Consider the following 16,849-nt stretch of genomic DNA (forward strand, 5'->3'; position numbering starts at 1 on the left):
TGCCTGACTGCGATCAATGCGTTGCGCCCTCCTCCAGCCGACTCAGTTCTGCTTCCAGCTCTTCCACGCTAGGCAACTGGCCTTCGAGATAGTCGGGGAGGGCTTCGGCCAGTTGATAGCTGGCTATCCCCAAGGGCTTCTCCACACCGCGCAGAGCATACTCGGCAATCACCTTGTTCTGGGTCTTGCAGAGGAGCAACCCAATACTGGGGGCATCCTGCGGATGGCGCAACAGGTCATCGGCGGCGCTGAGGTAAAAATTCATCTTGCCCACGTACTCCGGCTTGAACTCCCCAATCTTCAAATCAATGACCACGTAGCAGCGCAGCTTGAGGTGGTAAAAGAGCAGGTCGAGGTAAAAGTCTTCCCCACCCACTTCGAGGTGCACCTGGCTGCCCACAAAGGCAAAGCCCACGCCCAGTTCCAGCATGAAGTCACGCAGATGGGCCAGCAGGCTGCGTTCCAAGTCTCGTTCCAGTGCCTGGGTGCCTAAACTCAGAAAGTCGAAATTGTAGGGGTCTTTCAGCAGTTGCCCCGCCAATTCCGATTGCGGAGCAGGCAGGGCGCGGTCAAAGTTGCTGGTGGCTTGCCCCTGCCGCTCAATCAGGCGACTGTCAATCTGATGGATCAGGATGTTGCGGCTCCACCCGTGCTGAATGGTGGCGCGGGCATACCACTCTCGGGCAGCGGGATCTTTGACTTTTTGCAACAGGGCGACATTGTGTCCCCACGGGATTTGTCCAACAAGCTGTTGGACGATTGCAGGATCAGGCCAGGTGGCCGCAAACTGCTGCATCGCACTCAGGTTGCTGCGGCTAAAGCCTTTCATCTCCGGAAACTCGGTCTTCAAATCCTGCGCCAAACGGTCAATGACTTTTGCGCCCCACCCGGCTTGCCCCTGCCGCTCCAGGATGGACTGCCCGATCTGCCAGTACAACAGCACCAGTTCGCGGTTCACGCTGAGGGCTGCCTGCGTCTGGGCCTGACGAATCTGAGTCTTCAGGTTGCCCAACAGGGTCGCGTAATCGTCCGGCATCTGGAGGCTACGCGTCATAGCCCAGCCGTTCGAGGTTGGCTTTGATCAGGGCTTCCAGGGCGGTCATGGCGGCGTCGATCCGCTTGCCGAGATCGTCCTCTGCTTGGCATTGTCTTCGGCTCATCCCAGCGGGCCTCTTCGGACATCCAGAACACGCCGTCGGCCACGCACTCGTCGCGGTCTTCGGCCGTTGCTTGACCATAGGCAGCTTCGACCTTCTCGTAGTGCAGGCTCAAGGTGTCACTGATGGAGTCGAGAGAGACCCATCCCAAAAAGACGTGTTTGTATGCGGCGTCCACGTGGCCGCGCAGTTGGTCAGCGGTACTCCACAACACTTCTTCAATGTGGGAGGCGGTGCGGGCGGCTTTGGTCATGAATGTCGCCAGTCTAGAGGGTAAGGGAAAAGGCTAGAGACTGTAGGCAAAGGGGGAACCTTATACCAAGCGCTCTCCTCACCTGCTGTGTCCCTGAAAGGATCAACGATTCATGGTGAGGGGTCCAACCTCAAATTCAACGACGAAGCTCCTTGAGTCGTCATAAGCTCACTGCCATAACTCATCTCACGCCAGCTCCAGCGCCCGCCAAAGCTGCTGAAAGCCGACTCTGGAGTAGAAAGCGTAATGAGCTGTAGGTGGTTAAGCAGCGCAAGCCTTTGCTCGGGCCTGTGCTGGAAGAGGCGATGGTTGTGGTGGGGGATGGATCAATGTACAAGTTATTCCTTCAGTAATCTCAAACCGTCACAGCCTCCTCAACGCTGCCCTAAGGGCTTTCACTGCTTATGGTGTTGATGTTATAGATCGAGTTGATTTCAACGTTATTTTTCATGTCTATTCGCCCGTCGCAATACGCGGCACGTGTGGGAAAGCGAAAGATGTTCGCTATTCCAGCCTAGGTCAGGGTACCAATGTTCAGTCCAGACCCATTCAGGGTATGGGAAAGTCGAGTTTCACTTCAACACTGCCATCTCAGTGAGGGACGTCCAGCAATGCTTGCACCCTGAGCTGGCGCAGTTGATGATGGTATGCAGCTCGTTCAGCAGATTGTGTGACACGATCAGCAGTAATGGAGCAACTCTCTGCTGGTCAGTTACCTGCCTTGCTGGAGCGCCATGTCAGCTTTCATGACAGCGTGCTTCACCGGGTGGAATTGCGTTTTTCCCGTGAAGCGCTTGGACGTCATGTCAGCGTGGAACTTGAGGTCTTGGACCAGATGTCTCCGGATGGATGGGGCAAGGTCCGTTTCGAGTTCCGCGGCGTCCATCGGTTGTCGTTGTTGGAGGATCAAACGACCAATGTGGTGTTGAGTCATGGTATTGAATGGACAGTCCACACCGACAGGATCACGGCGGACCTCAGTCCGGTGCACGCTGAGGAAGGACCATCAACGTTCTTGATTTCAGCGCAGGAAGTGTGGTTTGGCAGCGCTCCTGACGCTTCTGATTTCCCCAAGCGGTGAGCTTACCTTTGAAGAGCAGGTGTCCCAGAATGACGTTGAAATAAGCAGAACTTGATTCCAGCAACGTTAAAAATAAGATTAAAATACACGTGGATCTAACGTCGCTTTCGACGTTCTTTCTCAAGTTTCTCCTCAATGGCTTCCAGGAGCCAGGAGTGCCGTGAGATGGGCCGACGTCCCCGGGCATGAGCACGGCGAAGTTGGTCGATCTCCTGCAGAGTGCTCTCGTAGAGCCGCAGCTGTACATTTTTCAGTTCGTCCGTCAGGGCTTGGTCGTTCGGCTCAATTTTTTCAGATGTTTGATTTTGTGGTGGAGTCAGGTCAGCCGCGACGCTGCCTCCACGCCGAATGATCTCCTGCACCTTATCTTCGGGGATATTAGGAGCCACAGAGGCAGGCGTGCGTTTGGGGGCGCGGGAGACCGCCATGCTTATTTGCCCTCCGCCAGGGCGAACTGCGGGGTCCGGCCGGTGATCTGTTGGTACAGGTGCGCGAACTCCTGGGTGGCCTTGCGGTCGTCGGGGTGAAGTTCAAGCACGCCCAGCCCCTGCGCGGCCGCGTTGGCGTACGCTTTGCGGTTCCCGAGAGGGGCGTCAAGGAACGCCAGGGCGTCCGTGTCCCTCAGTGCTTCGGCCGCATCATCGTTGTCACTGCCACGTGGATCGGCCCGGTTCAGAAAGGCGTAGGACTTCAGCTCTGGATTGACCGTCTTGATCTCGTGGATCAGCCGGGCGACCTTCTCCAGCGTCCAGACGTCAAAACTACGGGGATTGAACGGCACCAGGTACAGGTCTGCCACCGTGAGGGCGGCGCGCTGACTGGTGGTGTCACGGCCTCCGGTATCGATGACGACATCCTCGAACTTCTTGGAGAGCCGCCGCAGTTCCTCACGGGCCGCCTGACCTGTGAGTTGAACGGCGGTGTAGCCTGTCTGCCCCCCCTGCCGTTCGTTGCGCCAAGCCGAGAAGTCCGTGGCTGTCTCCTGATCATCTGCATCCACCAAGAGCACGTCCCGACCATCCAAGGCCAAAGCGACGGCGAGATTCGTCGCCACCGTTGTTTTCCCACTGCCACCCTTGATCCCGCCAACCACATAAATCATGTTGTCCTCCATTTGAGATTGAACGTCACGAATAACGTTGAAATCAACTTGACTAATCCAGCCTAGCAGATGCCTTGCGCGACCATCTCTTCCAGCACTTGGGCCGACTGCGGCATCAGAATCTGGGCTAGCTGGCCGGCGACATCCGAGATGCTGCGGGGTGGCTTCCGGAACGGGGCCACCAGTTGACGCAGGACCCGGCAGGTGAGCTGGAGGTCTTGACTCAGGACTGGAGCCAGCCAGGCGTCTGGGTGGACGACTTGCGGGGCCGCTGAGGGAAGAGCGTGGTCAGGAAAATCACTCCGATTGAAGGTGATCAGGTGAGCAACCCTGCTGTGCAGGGCCGCGGCGAGGACGTGTCGGTCATCCGGATCTGGAAGCTTCAATTCAGGGATTAAGTGACTGAAGCCAGTCACTCGCGCGTGCGGTAACGCCCGGTCCATCAATGCCTGGGTCCTCAGCAAAGGCTCGGGCTCAAATCCCCGATCCCGGATCAGCGCATTGATCCATTCGTGGTTGACCTCGTCCGACCAGCGCAGGCGGCAGAGGCCCTCGATGTCCAAGCGGATCAAGAGGTCCCGCAACAGGGAAGGGTAGAGCACGTTGGCGTCGCAGAAGGCCTCGGGTCTGGTGGGGGTGACTGCTGTCACCGAGACGCTGAATCCTGCTCGTACAGGCCCAGATCCTCGGAGAGCTGACTGAGGGCATCGGCAGCGGCATGGCGCTGGTCGCGCTCCTGCTGATAGGCCAGTAAGTCATTCATGGCAATGCGGTGGTGCTTGCCCACCATGCGGAAAGGAAGTTGTCCCGTACGCAGCAGGGTGTTCACCAAGTGAGGCCGACTGACCCCAAGCAATTTGGCAGCTCGAGCTGGTGTGACCGTTTCCTCGGTGGCCACCAAAGCCAGGGTATGGCCCGCTCCCAGTTCTGCCACTGAGGCTTGCAGCAAGCGGGCCAGGATGGGCGTGAGCTTGATGCGCTGAGCTTGAGATCCATTGCCAAAGAGGAGTTCGACAGATTCACCCGCCTGAGCCAGCGTCTTAGCCAGAGCCTGAAGCTGTTCCCGCTCGGTGCGTGAAGGAGTGAAGGCCTGAGTCATAACCTCAGTCTAGCGCAGTTAAGTGAAATAAGTGAAAATGATATACAGAGAATTGAGTCAATGCCCTAATTAACGCCATAAACAACGTTGAAAAGCGTGTCTAAATAACGTTATAATTCACGTGACACTAAACCGTTTTAATGCGTCTGAGACGGAGAATGTACGATAATTTAAAATTACTTCAGGGTGCTGAAACTGCCAAAGACGCCGACAAGCTTGCGCTCAATAGCTTCCTTCCGGACAGCGACACTGATTCCTTTTATAAAAACGTCCCTGATGACCTCGTCTGGCGGATGTATGTCAGCTGCAATCTACTGCCTACAGTACGTTGCTGAGCAGTGGAAAGGATTTTTTGCGGCTTAGGGTGGCGCTCTGCCCTGAAGGCAGCGACACGTGCGATGAGGCCCTGCGTTACGCTGCGGTGTGTACTCCGCCTCTCCTGATTCGCTGCCTTGGCCGGATCTCGTCCGCATTTACGGTCACACACCACGGCTCCTGGCTGGTGGCGCGCTCAGGCAGGGATTGTCAGTGCTTGATACGGTGCGCCTGCTCTGTCAAACCAAGGGGTTGCCCATTTTGGACGCTAAGCGCTTGGCTACTGAGGAACACACCCGCTTCCTGGCCAGTCCACACACCGAATGGATGAAGACCTTGACTCAGGAACTTCAGGGACGCCATCAGGTCTTTCCCCGTAAGGCCTCCACCTTGGAAACAGATGATCTTGCCACCTTGTGGCCGTGGAGCGGTGGGGCACATGTCCTCGCCCGATTGGGTCACTTTCCCAGTGCAAAAGCCACGCAAACTCCTGTGTACCGCGTGTCCTTCATGCCCTTTTCTTCTCAACACTTTGCCGTTTCTTTTGAATGGAAGCCCCAGCCGCACGTGCACTTCGTGGGGACGAAGCCGTTCTCTCTGCTCCCAGGCGGGGCACTGATCGCCGAAGAACAGTCAGCAATGGTGTTCGATCCTTGGATCGAGCTGGCAGTCTGGACGGAACAGGGCTCCGGATCAGTAAACCTGTTCCAGGAAGTTAACCGTGTCTCAGCGCGCCTGCTTGAGCCGACGGTGCCACGTGTGGGCTATGGGATTTTAGACGGTGTAATGACGCAGGCCGAAGCCTATGAGGGCCATCGGGTCCGTGCCATCAGAGCCCATTGCCCGACGCTTACGCACCATCCTGGTCAGGTGGCGTTCTTCCAGTTGGTGCTGAGGGCTGCAGGAGAAGTCTTGAAGGACCCCCGCACCCTTGCTGTGCTCCAAGAAGCACAACAGTCCCTGCTTTGGGATGGATAATCAGTTACCAGCGGCGTTGCCCCGTCTCTTTCGGCGGACAGCTCGGGGTTTTGTTGTTCCACTCCTCCCGGTCGCCTTAGAACGCCTCCAGGTCTTTCCAGCGGTACAGCACATCCGGCAGGTGGCCGCCATCGGTGGCACGGGTCAACTTGATGAGGCTGCAGCTCCGGCAGATTTGCCCCTAGTCTTACCCAGCGGGGAGACGTCCCCTTTGGGAGGGAATCCCATTGGTGCTTGACGCGGGCCGCGCGGGCCGCCTTGATCTTCTCGCCGCGCAGCGTAATCTGGGCGTAACTGATGACTGTTTGTGGATCCCACTCGATTGAGGTACGGCCGTCCTGCACGCGCAAAATCGTCCCCTTACGGTTGCCCGGCCAGCGCATGGTGCCTCCTACCACATCACCTGTACGGGTCTCCTGCGACAGGCGCATTTTGGGCTTGCCCGTCTCAAGCGCTTTCTGCGCCAGGTCGAGCAGCTGCTGTGTGTTGAGGCTCATGGCCGCTCGCCGTACAGGGCGTCCACAGCCTCGCGGTGCCGTTTATAGGCCTGGTTTTCAGCCTCGCGACGCAGGGCGGTCGGCAGGCCACTGAGCAGATGATCGTGATTCATTTGCCACTCGTACAACTCGGTGAGGTGGTGCTCCCAGAGCTGTTGGCTGGTCATCGTGTCCCCATTTGAGTGTCGCTGGAGCACCGGCATCGGGAGGGCGTCATAGCGGGCCAACTGCGCGAGCTGGTTGGCATGCCGGGTCTCCGCCGCCTTAGCTGCCGAGTCCTGCCGCATCCGCGCACGGTCTTGAGCCACGGCGAAGGCCTCGGTCGTCTCGACCTGCACTACCCGGTCTTCCAGGTAGAGCTTCACCTTGTCGTCGGCGAGCCGGTCCCGTCTGCCCACGCGCAACTCGCTTCTGCGCTCACGGTCATGCGGGCCAAGGAGGTCGCGGATCATGGCATCCGTCCACCCCCGCTCTTTCAGCTGAAAGGTACTCAGCACGGGCGGTTTCATGTGCCGACACGCTCGAAGCGGGCGGCATTGACCAGCTGGTAACAGGGGATGGTGTGCCCAGTGTTGAGCAAGCGGTTGGCTCCCTGTACCGCCTTGACTTCTACCTCGGCCCCGGTCGAGAGATCACGGTACACCGACCCGACTTTGGCGAGCACAACGACATCATCGCTGGAGGTCTGTGCGGCCACCACCGGCTCCGTACTGGGCTTGAGACTGGTCAGGTGCCCGGCCACGAAACGATCAAGGGTCATCATGTCGCCGCCGTCCAGTTCGATGATGTACCCGTTCTGCCGTACGCTCTTCACCACCCCCAGCTTGCTGCCCACGCTGCAACGCGCACCTTCGGGCAGGTGCGGATCCAGGTGCGAAAGGTCGACCGGCCCCAGCACTTTTCCATCGGCGGCAGGGACGACAACCTTGGGGGGTTTGACCGCGCCGATCAGGCGGTCAAGGCCGCGCACGACCAGCGTGATCATGTTGTCCTTGGAGGTGGACGCTTCGAGGCGGGCTGTCAACATAACGCGCCGGATTTCTTCGACGGTGAGTTTGCTCCAGAGTTCGTCGCGGCTGAGGTTGCCGGTGCGGGTCTTCTCCGCAGCGTAAGTCGAAAACTGCTTGCCCAGAGCTTCGCGCAAGGCCTTTTCGCTCTCAGGACCCGCGACGGGGCGCGAGGCGAGGTCGGTGGGGGGAATGGGGAACAGCCCGGCCACCGTGAGCGCCAGAGCGGGCAGTGCGGCGCCGTGCGGGGCCTCCGCCACCGCCTCGCCCGCGCCGCCGCCCGGAACAGTTTCAAGAGCTTCGGTTGACGTTCCCGATGCGAACAAGAACTCGGCATCTTCATCCGTGATGGTTAAATCATCCCCGGCCGCTTCAGCGGCCACGCCGCTAGGCGCAGGCTGTTCGAGCATTCCGGTGGGCGAGCTGGGCACCTGAGGCAAGGGCAGGTCAGTCACGGGGGGAGTGATTGGCTCGGCTTCATGGGTTGGGATTTGAAGCGCAGCGTCCATTGAGGAGTGTTGCGCTGGGCTTGGTTCGGCCACCGGCGTCCTGATCATTTGGAGCACAGGCAGTTCAGCCGGTGAGGAAATGACTGGTCCCGCTTCATGGGTTGGGGTTTGAAGCGCAGCGTCATTTGAGGAGTGTTGTGCGGGACTTGGTTCGGCCACCGGCGCACTCGGCGAACTGCCCTGCGCGTCACCAGTAACGTCTAATACTCCTCTTTTTTTCTTTAAGTCTCTCTTTTTAAAATCACTCTTTATAGCTGCGGGTTTCCCGTCAGTCGGTTGAGCCGTCAGTCGGTTTTCCCGTTCGTCGGTGAGCAACCGACTGACGGCTTTCCCGTTCGTCGGTGAATCCGCACTGAGGAAGTCAGTGAACGGCTCGTCGTCCACGACATACTCCCAGCCTGAGAATTTGCCGCCCTTGCCCTGAACTTTCTCGCGCAACACGTAGCCGTGAGCCTCAAGCTCCTTCATGGCTGTTTGGTGGGATTCCCGTCCATCCATCGACTGCGACTGCAGCCAGTCCATGTAGAACTGCCACTCTTCGGGACAGCTCATCATCACGGCAAGCAAACCTTTGGCCTTCAGGCTGAGCTTCGGATTTCGAAGCGCTGCATTGTCGATTTGGGTGAAGCACTTGGTCTTTTTGCGGCGGCGAATGCTCACGGTACAACTCCGACGCGCTCACAGAATCCTACGATTCCACTCCGGTACGTTGACCGGAAGCCCACACCCGCGTAAAGTGTGGTTAGGCGAAGGCCTGCGAACTGGCGAGTTCGCAAACAATTCGAGTTTTGGATACGGACACCCTCTGAGAACAACGGCTTGCAGGCCGCTCGGGGGGTGAACCCGTTCATGGAGTGCTCGGCCATGACCGGGTGTCCGTCCAGTGTAATGCAAATTTCCCTTCGTGAGGGCTGACTCTGCAGGTTCATTGCGTACTCCAGGGGTACTCGCGAATGGCGGCAGTCATGACCTGCCGGAGCTTGTCGAGGGTGAGACCGCGCCAATGCAACACGGGGCGGTTCAGAACTTCGTTGGCGTATTGCGTCAGCGCCCTGATGGGAAGATCTTTCTCGCCCTTGGGATTTGGGAGCCGGGCGCACAGGTAGGCCGCGAATGGTTCTTGCTGCACCGTGGTCGGGTCTTTGAGCGGGCGGATGCATGGCGCTGGGGGTGATGCAGGCGACTTGAGATATCAAGCGGCTCAAAGAGAGGGCCAGCGCGTGGCTGCAAACAGGGAAGCGGGAGGGTGGAGGCTGAAGAGTGTTCACCCTCTCAAGGTGAAGCCGCTGGGGGTGACGCGGGCCACTTGGCCTAGGTGCTGAGGGTCATCAAGGAAGGAGAGGCTCTGGTTCGGCAGGGTGTTTCCCGTGAGAACCCAAGTAAGCGAGGTAGAGGGTGTGGGCGGAGATGTCATGTCTTTGAGAGTGAGGGGGCTGGGGGTGACGCGGGCCGACCTCGTCCGATCGTCGGGGTGGTCGGGGCGGTGGATCATCAGTCCAATTGGGGTGACCACCTCAACGACCAAGGGGTATGCAAAGGGAGACAGAAGCCCAAGCGTCACACCGTTGAGGGTGACGTTGCTCGGGGTGGTCACCCCAACCAGGATCGGGGTGACCACCAAGTGCTGGGGGAGAAGATGCCTTCTAGGACAGGCTTTTCGTCTCGTTCATGCCCCCAGAATCTCTGGGTCAAATTTGGCTGAATTGATCAGTAAGACGGTTGTCAAGTGGGGGGACGGCGTCATGACTCGTGGGGTAACGGCCAGAGTGATCAGGGCCAGCATGAGTTTGGAGAGGCAGAAGTCGCGTGATGGGTGTACACCCATTTCGGCTAGGCGCTGTGACTTGACTTTGCACTTTTACGTCCGGCGGGTTGCTCGACTGACGTGTGCCGGATCAGGATCTCTCACCTGTGTACTTGGTTTTGAAGGTTGTCAGATAGCCCCTCTTGGTGAAGCCAACTCTGGTTTGAGCATCCAGCCTGAGCGGCGAGCCGTTGGGTGGTGAGATTGGCCTGCCTGAGCAGGCTCGACTCATCTCCCCTCCACCCCAGCTGGGGTGGCACATCTTGTCAAGTGCGGCAAGTCGTTTGAGGACAACGTTTACGGCCTATCCTCCAGCTGCAAGATGCCGCGTCACCCCCAGCCGTGCCTGCTGACCAGTAACAAAGGTCACCCCCGAGACATAACGTCAATCGGGGGTGGTTCCACCGAGGCAGTCTGGAGGCCTGAGGCACAGGAATACACAGCGGTAATTACCTGCAGTTTCATCCGGGTAAAACCCCTGTATTTTTTCTGGTCTAAGGCGGCTCAGGTACAAGACGTCATGGGTACTTTTGCACTCGGTCTACATCCGAAGGGTGCAAAAGTCATTGCAACTCGAAGGTGGCATATTCCTGTCCAGCGGCACTTTTCGCTACACTCCGGTCACGGACGTCACGAGCGTTCAGGCCACCATCACCAACTCCAACCAAGCCGAACACTGGCGCGGCGAATACGAAGTCTAGGAGGGCAGCACCATGTTTGCTGTCCTGAGTTGATCTGCGCCCTCCTGCCGCTGTGCTGAAGGAACTTTGAAGTGACCCGATCCCCCGTTCCCCTGCCCCATGCCGCTACCCTGACCCTGACTGGATGGCCCCGCAAACACGAGCGTGGCCTCCTGGTAGGTGGCCTGCTGGTGCGCACGACGCACCCAGTGACCGACGTGCCCACCCACCGCGTCACGGTGATCGCCTATCCCCAAACTACGCCGGACGGCTGCCTCATCAGCTTGCAGACGCAAGCTAACCGAGTCCGGAAGGCGCGGGGGAGCAACGCTGTACAGCTGCGGGTGGTTGGTCACCTGATCCGCATTGATGGAACCTCTGGCACAGTGCAAATACAGGTCTACCCGAGTATGAGCAGCGTGCCCCCCTTCCGCATCACTTTGCAGGCCACCGGGGCCGTCCTGGCTTTCGATCCCTCGACGTTCGCAGTATCCATCACAGGTCGCGTCTTGCACGCAGGAGGAAGGGTGATGCTATTGGCCGAAACCATTGAGGCTGTTCACGCCCCGGTGCCGGAACGCTGGGCGAACTGGAAACCTAAACGCGGGTACGGACGCGCAATCAAACGTTCTAAAGACCGCGCCACAGAAGTGACTTCGCCTGCTGAAACACCGACCGCGCTCACTGCCCCCCTCTCTTCCACCCCCCACGAGCCTTGACAACCCCGACTCATGCATCCCATCTCAGCGTCCAGCTTCAGTTTTGCCGTATGGGTGAAGAAACACGCTTGCCCCGTCACCCCCAGCCGTGCTTGCTGACCAGCAACAAAAGTCACCCCCGAGACATGACGTCAATCGGGGGTGGTTCCGCCGGAGCGGTCTGGAGGCTACGAGAAGCGCGGAAGCTTCCATCGTTGCTTACAGAGACAGGAGCACGTCCAAATCTAACCAGACGTGAAGGAGAAAGGTTCGCCCAGAAGGCGAGCAGTAAAGCTCAGGGTTGCCCCTGAAAAATGAGGGCGTCTGTGGGGACGCAAGAAAAAGGGTGGAGGCAAGCAGCTGAGCGGCTGACCTGCACAAGCCGAACGCGCGCGATCACTCGCCGCGTGACGCAACATGATTGACCACACGTTGACCGGGAGCCATCCCAGGGAGCGTGCTGGTCGCGTGGGGGCCAACCCGTGCGACCGTGGTGTGGGGGCATGCCAACCCCGTGTCCTCGCCGGACGTCCCAGCAAACTCGTGAGTCTGCCTGTCTCTGATGGCCGTTTTCGGCCAGGTGTTTCCACCTGTCGACGGCTCTTGCAGGGCCACCCCTGCTCGCACCGCGTGAACCTACTCATGGCCGCTCCCAATCTCGGCTCGCCCCAGTTGCCTGGTGTGATGTGTGCCGAGACCTTCCCACGTTCTCCGATCTGACTGCGCCGGGGTGTCTCTCCCGGATGGTGCCGTTCGCCGCGCATACAAGACGTGATTCGCTGTGCAGTCAGTCACCCTAGGGGTGACCTTTAGCCGAGTAGATGTTCCGAAACCCCGGTTTACCCTCACGCTGTTGTCCACCGCTCTCGCGGGCTCTGGGAGGTCTCCCAGATTCCCGGCACGTACACCGCTGACCCTTGTGAGGTCACGCACCCCAAACAATCCTCGAGGGATCGCTTGACAGGCTTGAGCTATCCGCCGATCTGCCCAGGTTGCCCCGTGCAGTACCACCGCACCCTTCCCGTGCCCGTCATCACCGGGCCTCGTTCCGTTGCGGCTCAGACCATCGCTAGCCTGCTGACGCCCACCTGTGGGGTGAAGGTTGTACCGTTGCCAGCACCCCCCTCTGTTCTTTTTGATCGGCAGGGGTTGACACATCACTGTGCGCCCGTTCCCGTGTCGCCCAACGTCTGTTTGTTTTGGATTGGGTCGAGACCAGGAGTTGCACCTGGTAGCGCCCGTTGCCACCGCACCAGCCAGGATTGTCCCCCGGCATGCAGCGACGTCAGAGCAGGGTGGGGGCGAGCCACCCCATTGGTTGTCCGGCGAGGACCACACCATGCCTGTCAGTGTGATCGGGGCGGGCGCGGGGCTCAAGGGGAACCCATGCCTTACCCCCGGAATTGGAACATCCTTTATATATGCTGAAATTAGCTGAATTCAACGCTGTTTTTCTAGAACCTGTCCCACTCACTTCGGCATCCTCTTGACCCCATGTTGCCCGCGTCACCCCCAGCCGTCTCACCCTGAGGCATGCGCTATCACTCGACCGTTACCAGTGGGCTGCAAGCTGTCATCCGACTGGTCCACAAGTCCCCCTATGTCGTGCAACTGGAAGTGCCTGTCGATAAGGCTGTTGCCATTGTGGAACGGCAGATCAAGCGCTACCCCAGCATCACTCAAACGCACACCACCCGCACCGCCTTAAGGAAGGTCAATCTGCCGGTGATCCAACTGGTGGTCATGCCGCCGAACGGGCAGACCATCACCCTGTTCTTGTTCAGCAATCAGGTGCCCCTGGGCACCCGAGAAATGTGGTCTCAAGCCCTCGACCCGACTACTCCGTTGACCTGGCGGAACTACGAGTTGACCCAGCTGGAGAAGGGCCAAATCTCTTGGCGGCTGAGCCGACAGGTGCGCGAGCGGTACGGGGTGCAGCTCACCCGCTTGATCACGGGCCGGGGAGGTTGGAACAAGGTCTTGACACCTGGGGGGATGAGGCGGCAGGCCAAGTACCAACTGCGTCCCGAAGTGGCCCACACCCAGGTGCTGAAACTGGCCGCCCATCTCGGGCGATATCCGGGGCTAGGAGGGGTGCGTCGCGATGTGATTGCCCTAGCTCGACAGAGCACCCGGCTCTGGCAGTCCACCCACCCTCAGCGGCCTTACCCAGTGTGGCCCTACCAGCCGTATGTGCCCTACCGAACCCCCCGGATGGCTCTCCTGTCGGACTTGCAGGAAGGGGTCTCCCCTGGGGGTGTTGAGAGGGGACTTGACCCGCGTCACCCCCAGCCGCCTCACTCTGAAGGCACCACTGTGGAGGTGGCTCAATGATGAAACGAAAGCAGCAAGCAGCCGACCGGATTGTGTTCGAGATCGTGAACCCCACTCACGGGGTAACGCGGGTGGAGGTCAGTCAAGTGTTGGAGTTGACCCAGCACATTCAACGCTTGGTGCCGGGGGTGGAAACCTACGCCGCTCGGGGGGCGGCTCACTTGGCGTTGCAGGAGCGGATGAGTATTCAGGGCAAGACGTGGGGGATCAGGCGAGTGGGGGTGGTGCAGTTCCAGGCGGATGTCGAGGATGAGGTGCCTGCGCGGGGGCGGTCGCGGGTCAAACAGTTGCCCCCTCAAGAACTGGCAACGCCTCTTCCTTCCCCGGAGGCCAGTGCCGTGCCGCAGCGGGCAGCTCAGCCAGTGACAGACCTGCTCTCGGCCCAGTCCTTGTTTCCCATTCAGCACGGGCCAGCCAAAGAGGAGTCAGGGGCGCTGTGAGGCCGCTGTAAAAGTGGCCTGGGGCTTGCAGAGCAGTTGATTAAGCTGGGGTGCTTGAGCGGGTTCCAACTTCATTGGCCAGGAACTATCCGTTCAAGTACCCGAAGCAGTGTCTATTTTGGTACTTGGTGACACCAAGGCGACCTGTAGGCCCTTAGCTAGGCATTCTAATATTCAGGAGTAACCATAGAATGTAACCCATTGCCAGCCCCCCTCTCCCCAGCCTCCGTTCGGCCTCCTGTTACCTGAGGGAGACGGTGTGCCCGCCTGAGCCCGCGCTGGAGCCAGCGAAAAAGTTCCTTCATGCCCAAAGGGAACATCCCCACCTCCCACCAAACCCACCCTCCAGACCTCGCCACCATCGAAGGCCTCAAGCTTGAACGTCTGCAACCCGCGGACGGTCAACCCCTCGCTGCCCTGTTCAGGCTCCGGACGGGCGACCGCAAACACCTCAGTGGTCTGTACCGACGAGCAGACGCCGTCCTCCTGCAGGTCAACGAACCAGGCTGAGCCTGTTCAGCTGATCGCCAGAACAACCCACTCTGACCGGAACTCACGCCGCGCCTGGACGGCAGCCTGCACCTTGGTCAGCAACTCCTGCACCTGCAGTTTTACCGTGCTGACGCTCACAGCAAGAGGCAGAGCACTGTCATTAAGCCCAACGGTGGATTCGTCTCCTGGCACGGCGCTTACCCCAGTGGCAGGAGATGCGGGAGCAGGAGTGGCTGGCCCAACTGGATGAAGTGCACTCCCAGTGGGACACCTTGAGTGTTGTCCTAGGGGACGGCCTGGCAACCTTTCGGGCACAGGAGCGTCAGCCGGGCACCGTCGTATCCTTGATGTTCGTCATTCTGAACGCAGTTTTGCTCTTTCCTTTCCGTGTCTTCCGCTTCTTCCGGGTGACTGAGGACAACGTGAACGTCTCTCCTCCTTATGGTTTTTAGTTGTGGCCTCTGGTGTTCAATCCAGTACCTGCCGGATGACCCCAGCGGATGCATCCTTCCGTGTGCCTTGCTTTAAAGGCTGGCCCCATCTGGGCGTCAGCGGAGTCGGGCACACAGATCTTGAAGTGACCCCAACCACACAGGTCTCTTGGGACATGACGCCCTGCGTTTCTAATCACGCCTGTAGACAGGCGTGGCCTTTGGGGGTATTGGCCACCACCTGCCGGACTGGTTTCTGTTCGGGTCGCAGGAGACAGGCGTACAGTTCGCTCTTCCCCACGTCAATGCCGAGTACCACTATAAAAACCTCCTCAAAAGGGAAAGGTCATCACAGCCTGGTTCGCTCGGCGAGATGTTGTGTGCAGGCTTCTTGGCCTCAGCTCCTGTTGCGCCTGATCGAAAGGGCCTCGAGCCGGCCAGAATTTGCAACCCGACCTTGGGAAGTCAAAGCTGTCAGCAGGCTTGTCGGCTCGAGTGGGAGTGACGAACCAAGCTTCCCACGGCTCGGCTCAACACACAAAGATGTCAGTTGACCTAAGGCCAATGCCAGTAAGTTAAGGGGTTTAGGGGCCATGTCGAAGGTGTCAAGATGAAGGATGAATCTTGGCACCGCACTGCTCACCACGGCCCGCGATCAGCCACTTAATCACCTCAGCACCTTCGCCACGAGCCTCGACGCTGCGTTGGTGACGCAAGCCCTTGAAGCGACGGGAACCGCTTCGGTTCGTCGCAGGAAGCTTCCTGCAGAACGGGCCGTCTGGCTGATGCTTGGTATGGCGCTCCTGCGCGACCGATCGATTCAGGCGGTGTGTGACCATCTGCATCTGGCTCTCCCTGATCTCAATGGGAAGACCATCATCAGTTCGGCGGCCCTGGTGCAGGCGCGAGACCGACTGGGTACGGCCCCTCTCAAACACTTGTTCGATGCCGTTGTGACCCGTCATGGACCTGAGCAGCTTGACACCCACCGTTGGCGTGGTTTGGCGGTACTGGGTATTGACGGCATGACCCTCCGTGTTCCGGACAGCGATAAGAACCGGGCGCACTTCAGTCTGCCTCCCAGTGGTGGACACCGTGAAAGTGCGTATCCGCAAGCCCGAATTGTTGGCCTGATGGCGCTTGGGTCGCACTTCCTGCTTGATCTGAAGGTCGGCGCGTATACGGAGAGCGACTCCTCGCTCTCCAGCAGCTTTGATGAGCACCTTCCCGATCACTGTGTGCTGATGGTCGACCGGGGGCTGATGGACTACGGGCGGTTTTACCGCCACCAGAAGCGAGGGGAGGAGCGCCACTGGCTTGTCCGGGCCAGGAGCAACCTGGTGTGGACGGTGCTGGAGGTCTTAGGGCCGAATGAGGTCATCGCTGAAGTTCCCTTTCGCAGACCTGCACGCAGGTCTGACCCCACGCTGCCCCGCAGCATGCAGATCCGTGTCATCTGCTATCAACTCCCAGGCTTCAAACCACAGTGGCTGCTGACGTCCATGCTGGACGCCGAGCGTTACTCAGCGACCGAGATCATTGAGCTCTACCATCAGCGCTGGGAACTCGAAACGGGGTTTGATGAACTGCACACGCATACCCTGGAACGCTTGGAGGCATTGCGCTCTCAAACCCCAGACCGAATTCAGCAGGAACTGTTCGCGTTGGCCGTGGTGTACAACCTGGTGCGCCTAGAAATGGCCCGAGTGGCGGGGCTCCTGGAGGTCAGTCCCTTACGAATTTCGTACCGAACCAGCCTGCTGCTGATCCGGACGTTGTGGCTCAGCGCGTGGGTGGTGGCCGCTGGTCGTCTGCCGCAGTATCTGGAGCAACTTGCCGGTGACATCGCATTGCTGGTGCTCCCGGCGAAACGACCTCGCTCGTACCCACGGGCTGTCAAAATCAAGATGACCCGCTACCCAAGAAAAGTGCGTGCCAGTGCTACGCTACCCTCTTAACTTACTGGCATTGA

At 59.3% G+C, this 16,849-nt stretch carries 18 protein-coding genes; 9 read left to right on the forward strand and 9 right to left on the reverse strand.

The annotated features are described in order from the left end of the window. Positions 1 to 13: 13 nt before the first annotated feature. Together M1R55_RS31300 and M1R55_RS31305 are read right to left on the reverse strand one after the other, a co-directional pair. Positions 14 to 1,054, reverse strand: coding sequence for a YhcG family protein (locus M1R55_RS31300; protein WP_249396894.1), 1,041 nt, complete (start codon positions 1,052 to 1,054; stop codon positions 14 to 16). Beyond that, a complete protein-coding gene (locus M1R55_RS31305) occupies positions 1,051 to 1,410 on the reverse strand; it encodes a type I restriction-modification system subunit M N-terminal domain-containing protein (protein WP_249396895.1) in 360 nt (119 codons plus the stop codon). The genes M1R55_RS31300 and M1R55_RS31305 overlap by 4 nt, the downstream gene beginning before the upstream one ends. 688 nt (positions 1,411 to 2,098) lie before the next feature. Here M1R55_RS31305 and M1R55_RS31310 point away from each other — a divergent pair. Then, positions 2,099 to 2,491 carry a hypothetical protein gene (locus M1R55_RS31310; RefSeq protein ID WP_249396896.1) on the forward strand — a complete coding sequence of 131 codons (393 nt, stop codon included), beginning with the start codon at positions 2,099 to 2,101 and terminating at the stop codon, positions 2,489 to 2,491. 95 nt (positions 2,492 to 2,586) lie between these two features. On the opposite strand, the gene M1R55_RS31315 is transcribed toward M1R55_RS31310, so the two are convergent. From M1R55_RS31315 to M1R55_RS31330, 4 genes are all read right to left on the reverse strand, one after another. Beyond that, positions 2,587 to 2,919, reverse strand: coding sequence for a hypothetical protein (locus M1R55_RS31315; RefSeq protein ID WP_249396897.1), 333 nt, complete (start codon positions 2,917 to 2,919; stop codon positions 2,587 to 2,589). A gap of 2 nt (positions 2,920 to 2,921) precedes the next feature. Beyond that, positions 2,922 to 3,593, reverse strand: a complete 672-nt coding sequence (locus M1R55_RS31320) for an AAA family ATPase (RefSeq protein WP_249396898.1) — start codon at positions 3,591 to 3,593, stop codon at positions 2,922 to 2,924. A gap of 62 nt (positions 3,594 to 3,655) precedes the next feature. Further along, positions 3,656 to 4,177: a PIN domain-containing protein gene (locus M1R55_RS31325; RefSeq protein WP_249396899.1), complete on the reverse strand. Its 522-nt coding sequence runs from the start codon at positions 4,175 to 4,177 to the stop codon at positions 3,656 to 3,658. Between the two features lie 62 nt (positions 4,178 to 4,239). Beyond that, positions 4,240 to 4,692 (reverse strand): helix-turn-helix domain-containing protein, encoded by a 453-nt coding sequence (locus M1R55_RS31330; RefSeq protein ID WP_249396900.1) that lies wholly within the window; start codon positions 4,690 to 4,692, stop codon positions 4,240 to 4,242. Positions 4,693 to 5,115: 423 nt separating this feature from the next. Here M1R55_RS31330 and M1R55_RS31335 point away from each other — a divergent pair, with 423 nt between their 5' ends. Continuing rightward, on the forward strand, positions 5,116 to 5,985 hold the full coding sequence (locus M1R55_RS31335) for a hypothetical protein (RefSeq protein ID WP_249396901.1): 870 nt from the start codon (positions 5,116 to 5,118) through the stop codon (positions 5,983 to 5,985). A 493-nt stretch (positions 5,986 to 6,478) separates the two neighbouring features. Here M1R55_RS31335 and M1R55_RS31340 read toward each other — a convergent pair whose 3' ends face one another. The 3 genes from M1R55_RS31340 to M1R55_RS31350 form a co-directional block, all read right to left on the reverse strand. Beyond that, the gene (locus M1R55_RS31340; protein ID WP_249396855.1) at positions 6,479 to 6,991 is read right to left on the reverse strand and encodes a hypothetical protein; all 513 of its coding nucleotides are present in this window, start codon (positions 6,989 to 6,991) and stop codon (positions 6,479 to 6,481) included. Further along, the gene (locus tag M1R55_RS31345; protein WP_249396856.1) at positions 6,988 to 8,658 is read right to left on the reverse strand and encodes a hypothetical protein; all 1,671 of its coding nucleotides are present in this window, start codon (positions 8,656 to 8,658) and stop codon (positions 6,988 to 6,990) included. The genes M1R55_RS31340 and M1R55_RS31345 overlap by 4 nt, the downstream gene beginning before the upstream one ends. Before the next feature lie 265 nt (positions 8,659 to 8,923). Then, positions 8,924 to 9,127: a hypothetical protein gene (locus M1R55_RS31350; protein ID WP_249396857.1), complete on the reverse strand. Its 204-nt coding sequence runs from the start codon at positions 9,125 to 9,127 to the stop codon at positions 8,924 to 8,926. Positions 9,128 to 10,356: 1,229 nt separating this feature from the next. Here M1R55_RS31350 and M1R55_RS31355 point away from each other — a divergent pair. The 7 genes from M1R55_RS31355 (at position 10,357) to M1R55_RS31385 (ending at position 16,835) form a co-directional block, all read left to right on the forward strand. Then, positions 10,357 to 10,503, forward strand: coding sequence for a hypothetical protein (locus M1R55_RS31355; RefSeq protein ID WP_249396858.1), 147 nt, complete (start codon positions 10,357 to 10,359; stop codon positions 10,501 to 10,503). A 71-nt stretch (positions 10,504 to 10,574) separates the two neighbouring features. Next, a complete protein-coding gene (locus tag M1R55_RS31360; RefSeq protein ID WP_249396859.1) occupies positions 10,575 to 11,201 on the forward strand; it encodes a hypothetical protein in 627 nt (208 codons plus the stop codon). Positions 11,202 to 12,713: 1,512 nt separating this feature from the next. Further along, entirely contained in the window at positions 12,714 to 13,514 is an 801-nt protein-coding gene (locus tag M1R55_RS31365) for a hypothetical protein (RefSeq protein WP_249396860.1), read from the forward strand. Next, the gene (locus M1R55_RS31370) at positions 13,511 to 13,954 is read left to right on the forward strand and encodes a hypothetical protein (protein ID WP_249396861.1); all 444 of its coding nucleotides are present in this window, start codon (positions 13,511 to 13,513) and stop codon (positions 13,952 to 13,954) included. The genes M1R55_RS31365 and M1R55_RS31370 overlap by 4 nt, the downstream gene beginning before the upstream one ends. Positions 13,955 to 14,257: 303 nt before the next feature. Then, the gene (locus M1R55_RS31375; protein ID WP_249396862.1) at positions 14,258 to 14,464 is read left to right on the forward strand and encodes a hypothetical protein; all 207 of its coding nucleotides are present in this window, start codon (positions 14,258 to 14,260) and stop codon (positions 14,462 to 14,464) included. 197 nt (positions 14,465 to 14,661) lie between these two features. Next, positions 14,662 to 14,898, forward strand: a complete 237-nt coding sequence (locus M1R55_RS31380) for a hypothetical protein (RefSeq protein ID WP_249396863.1) — start codon at positions 14,662 to 14,664, stop codon at positions 14,896 to 14,898. A 596-nt stretch (positions 14,899 to 15,494) separates the two neighbouring features. After that, entirely contained in the window at positions 15,495 to 16,835 is a 1,341-nt protein-coding gene (locus M1R55_RS31385; protein ID WP_249396864.1) for an IS4 family transposase, read from the forward strand. Positions 16,836 to 16,849 lie beyond the last annotated feature (14 nt).

It is taken from the genome of Deinococcus sp. QL22 (assembly GCF_023370075.1).
Taxonomy (GTDB): Bacteria; Deinococcota; Deinococci; order Deinococcales; family Deinococcaceae; genus Deinococcus.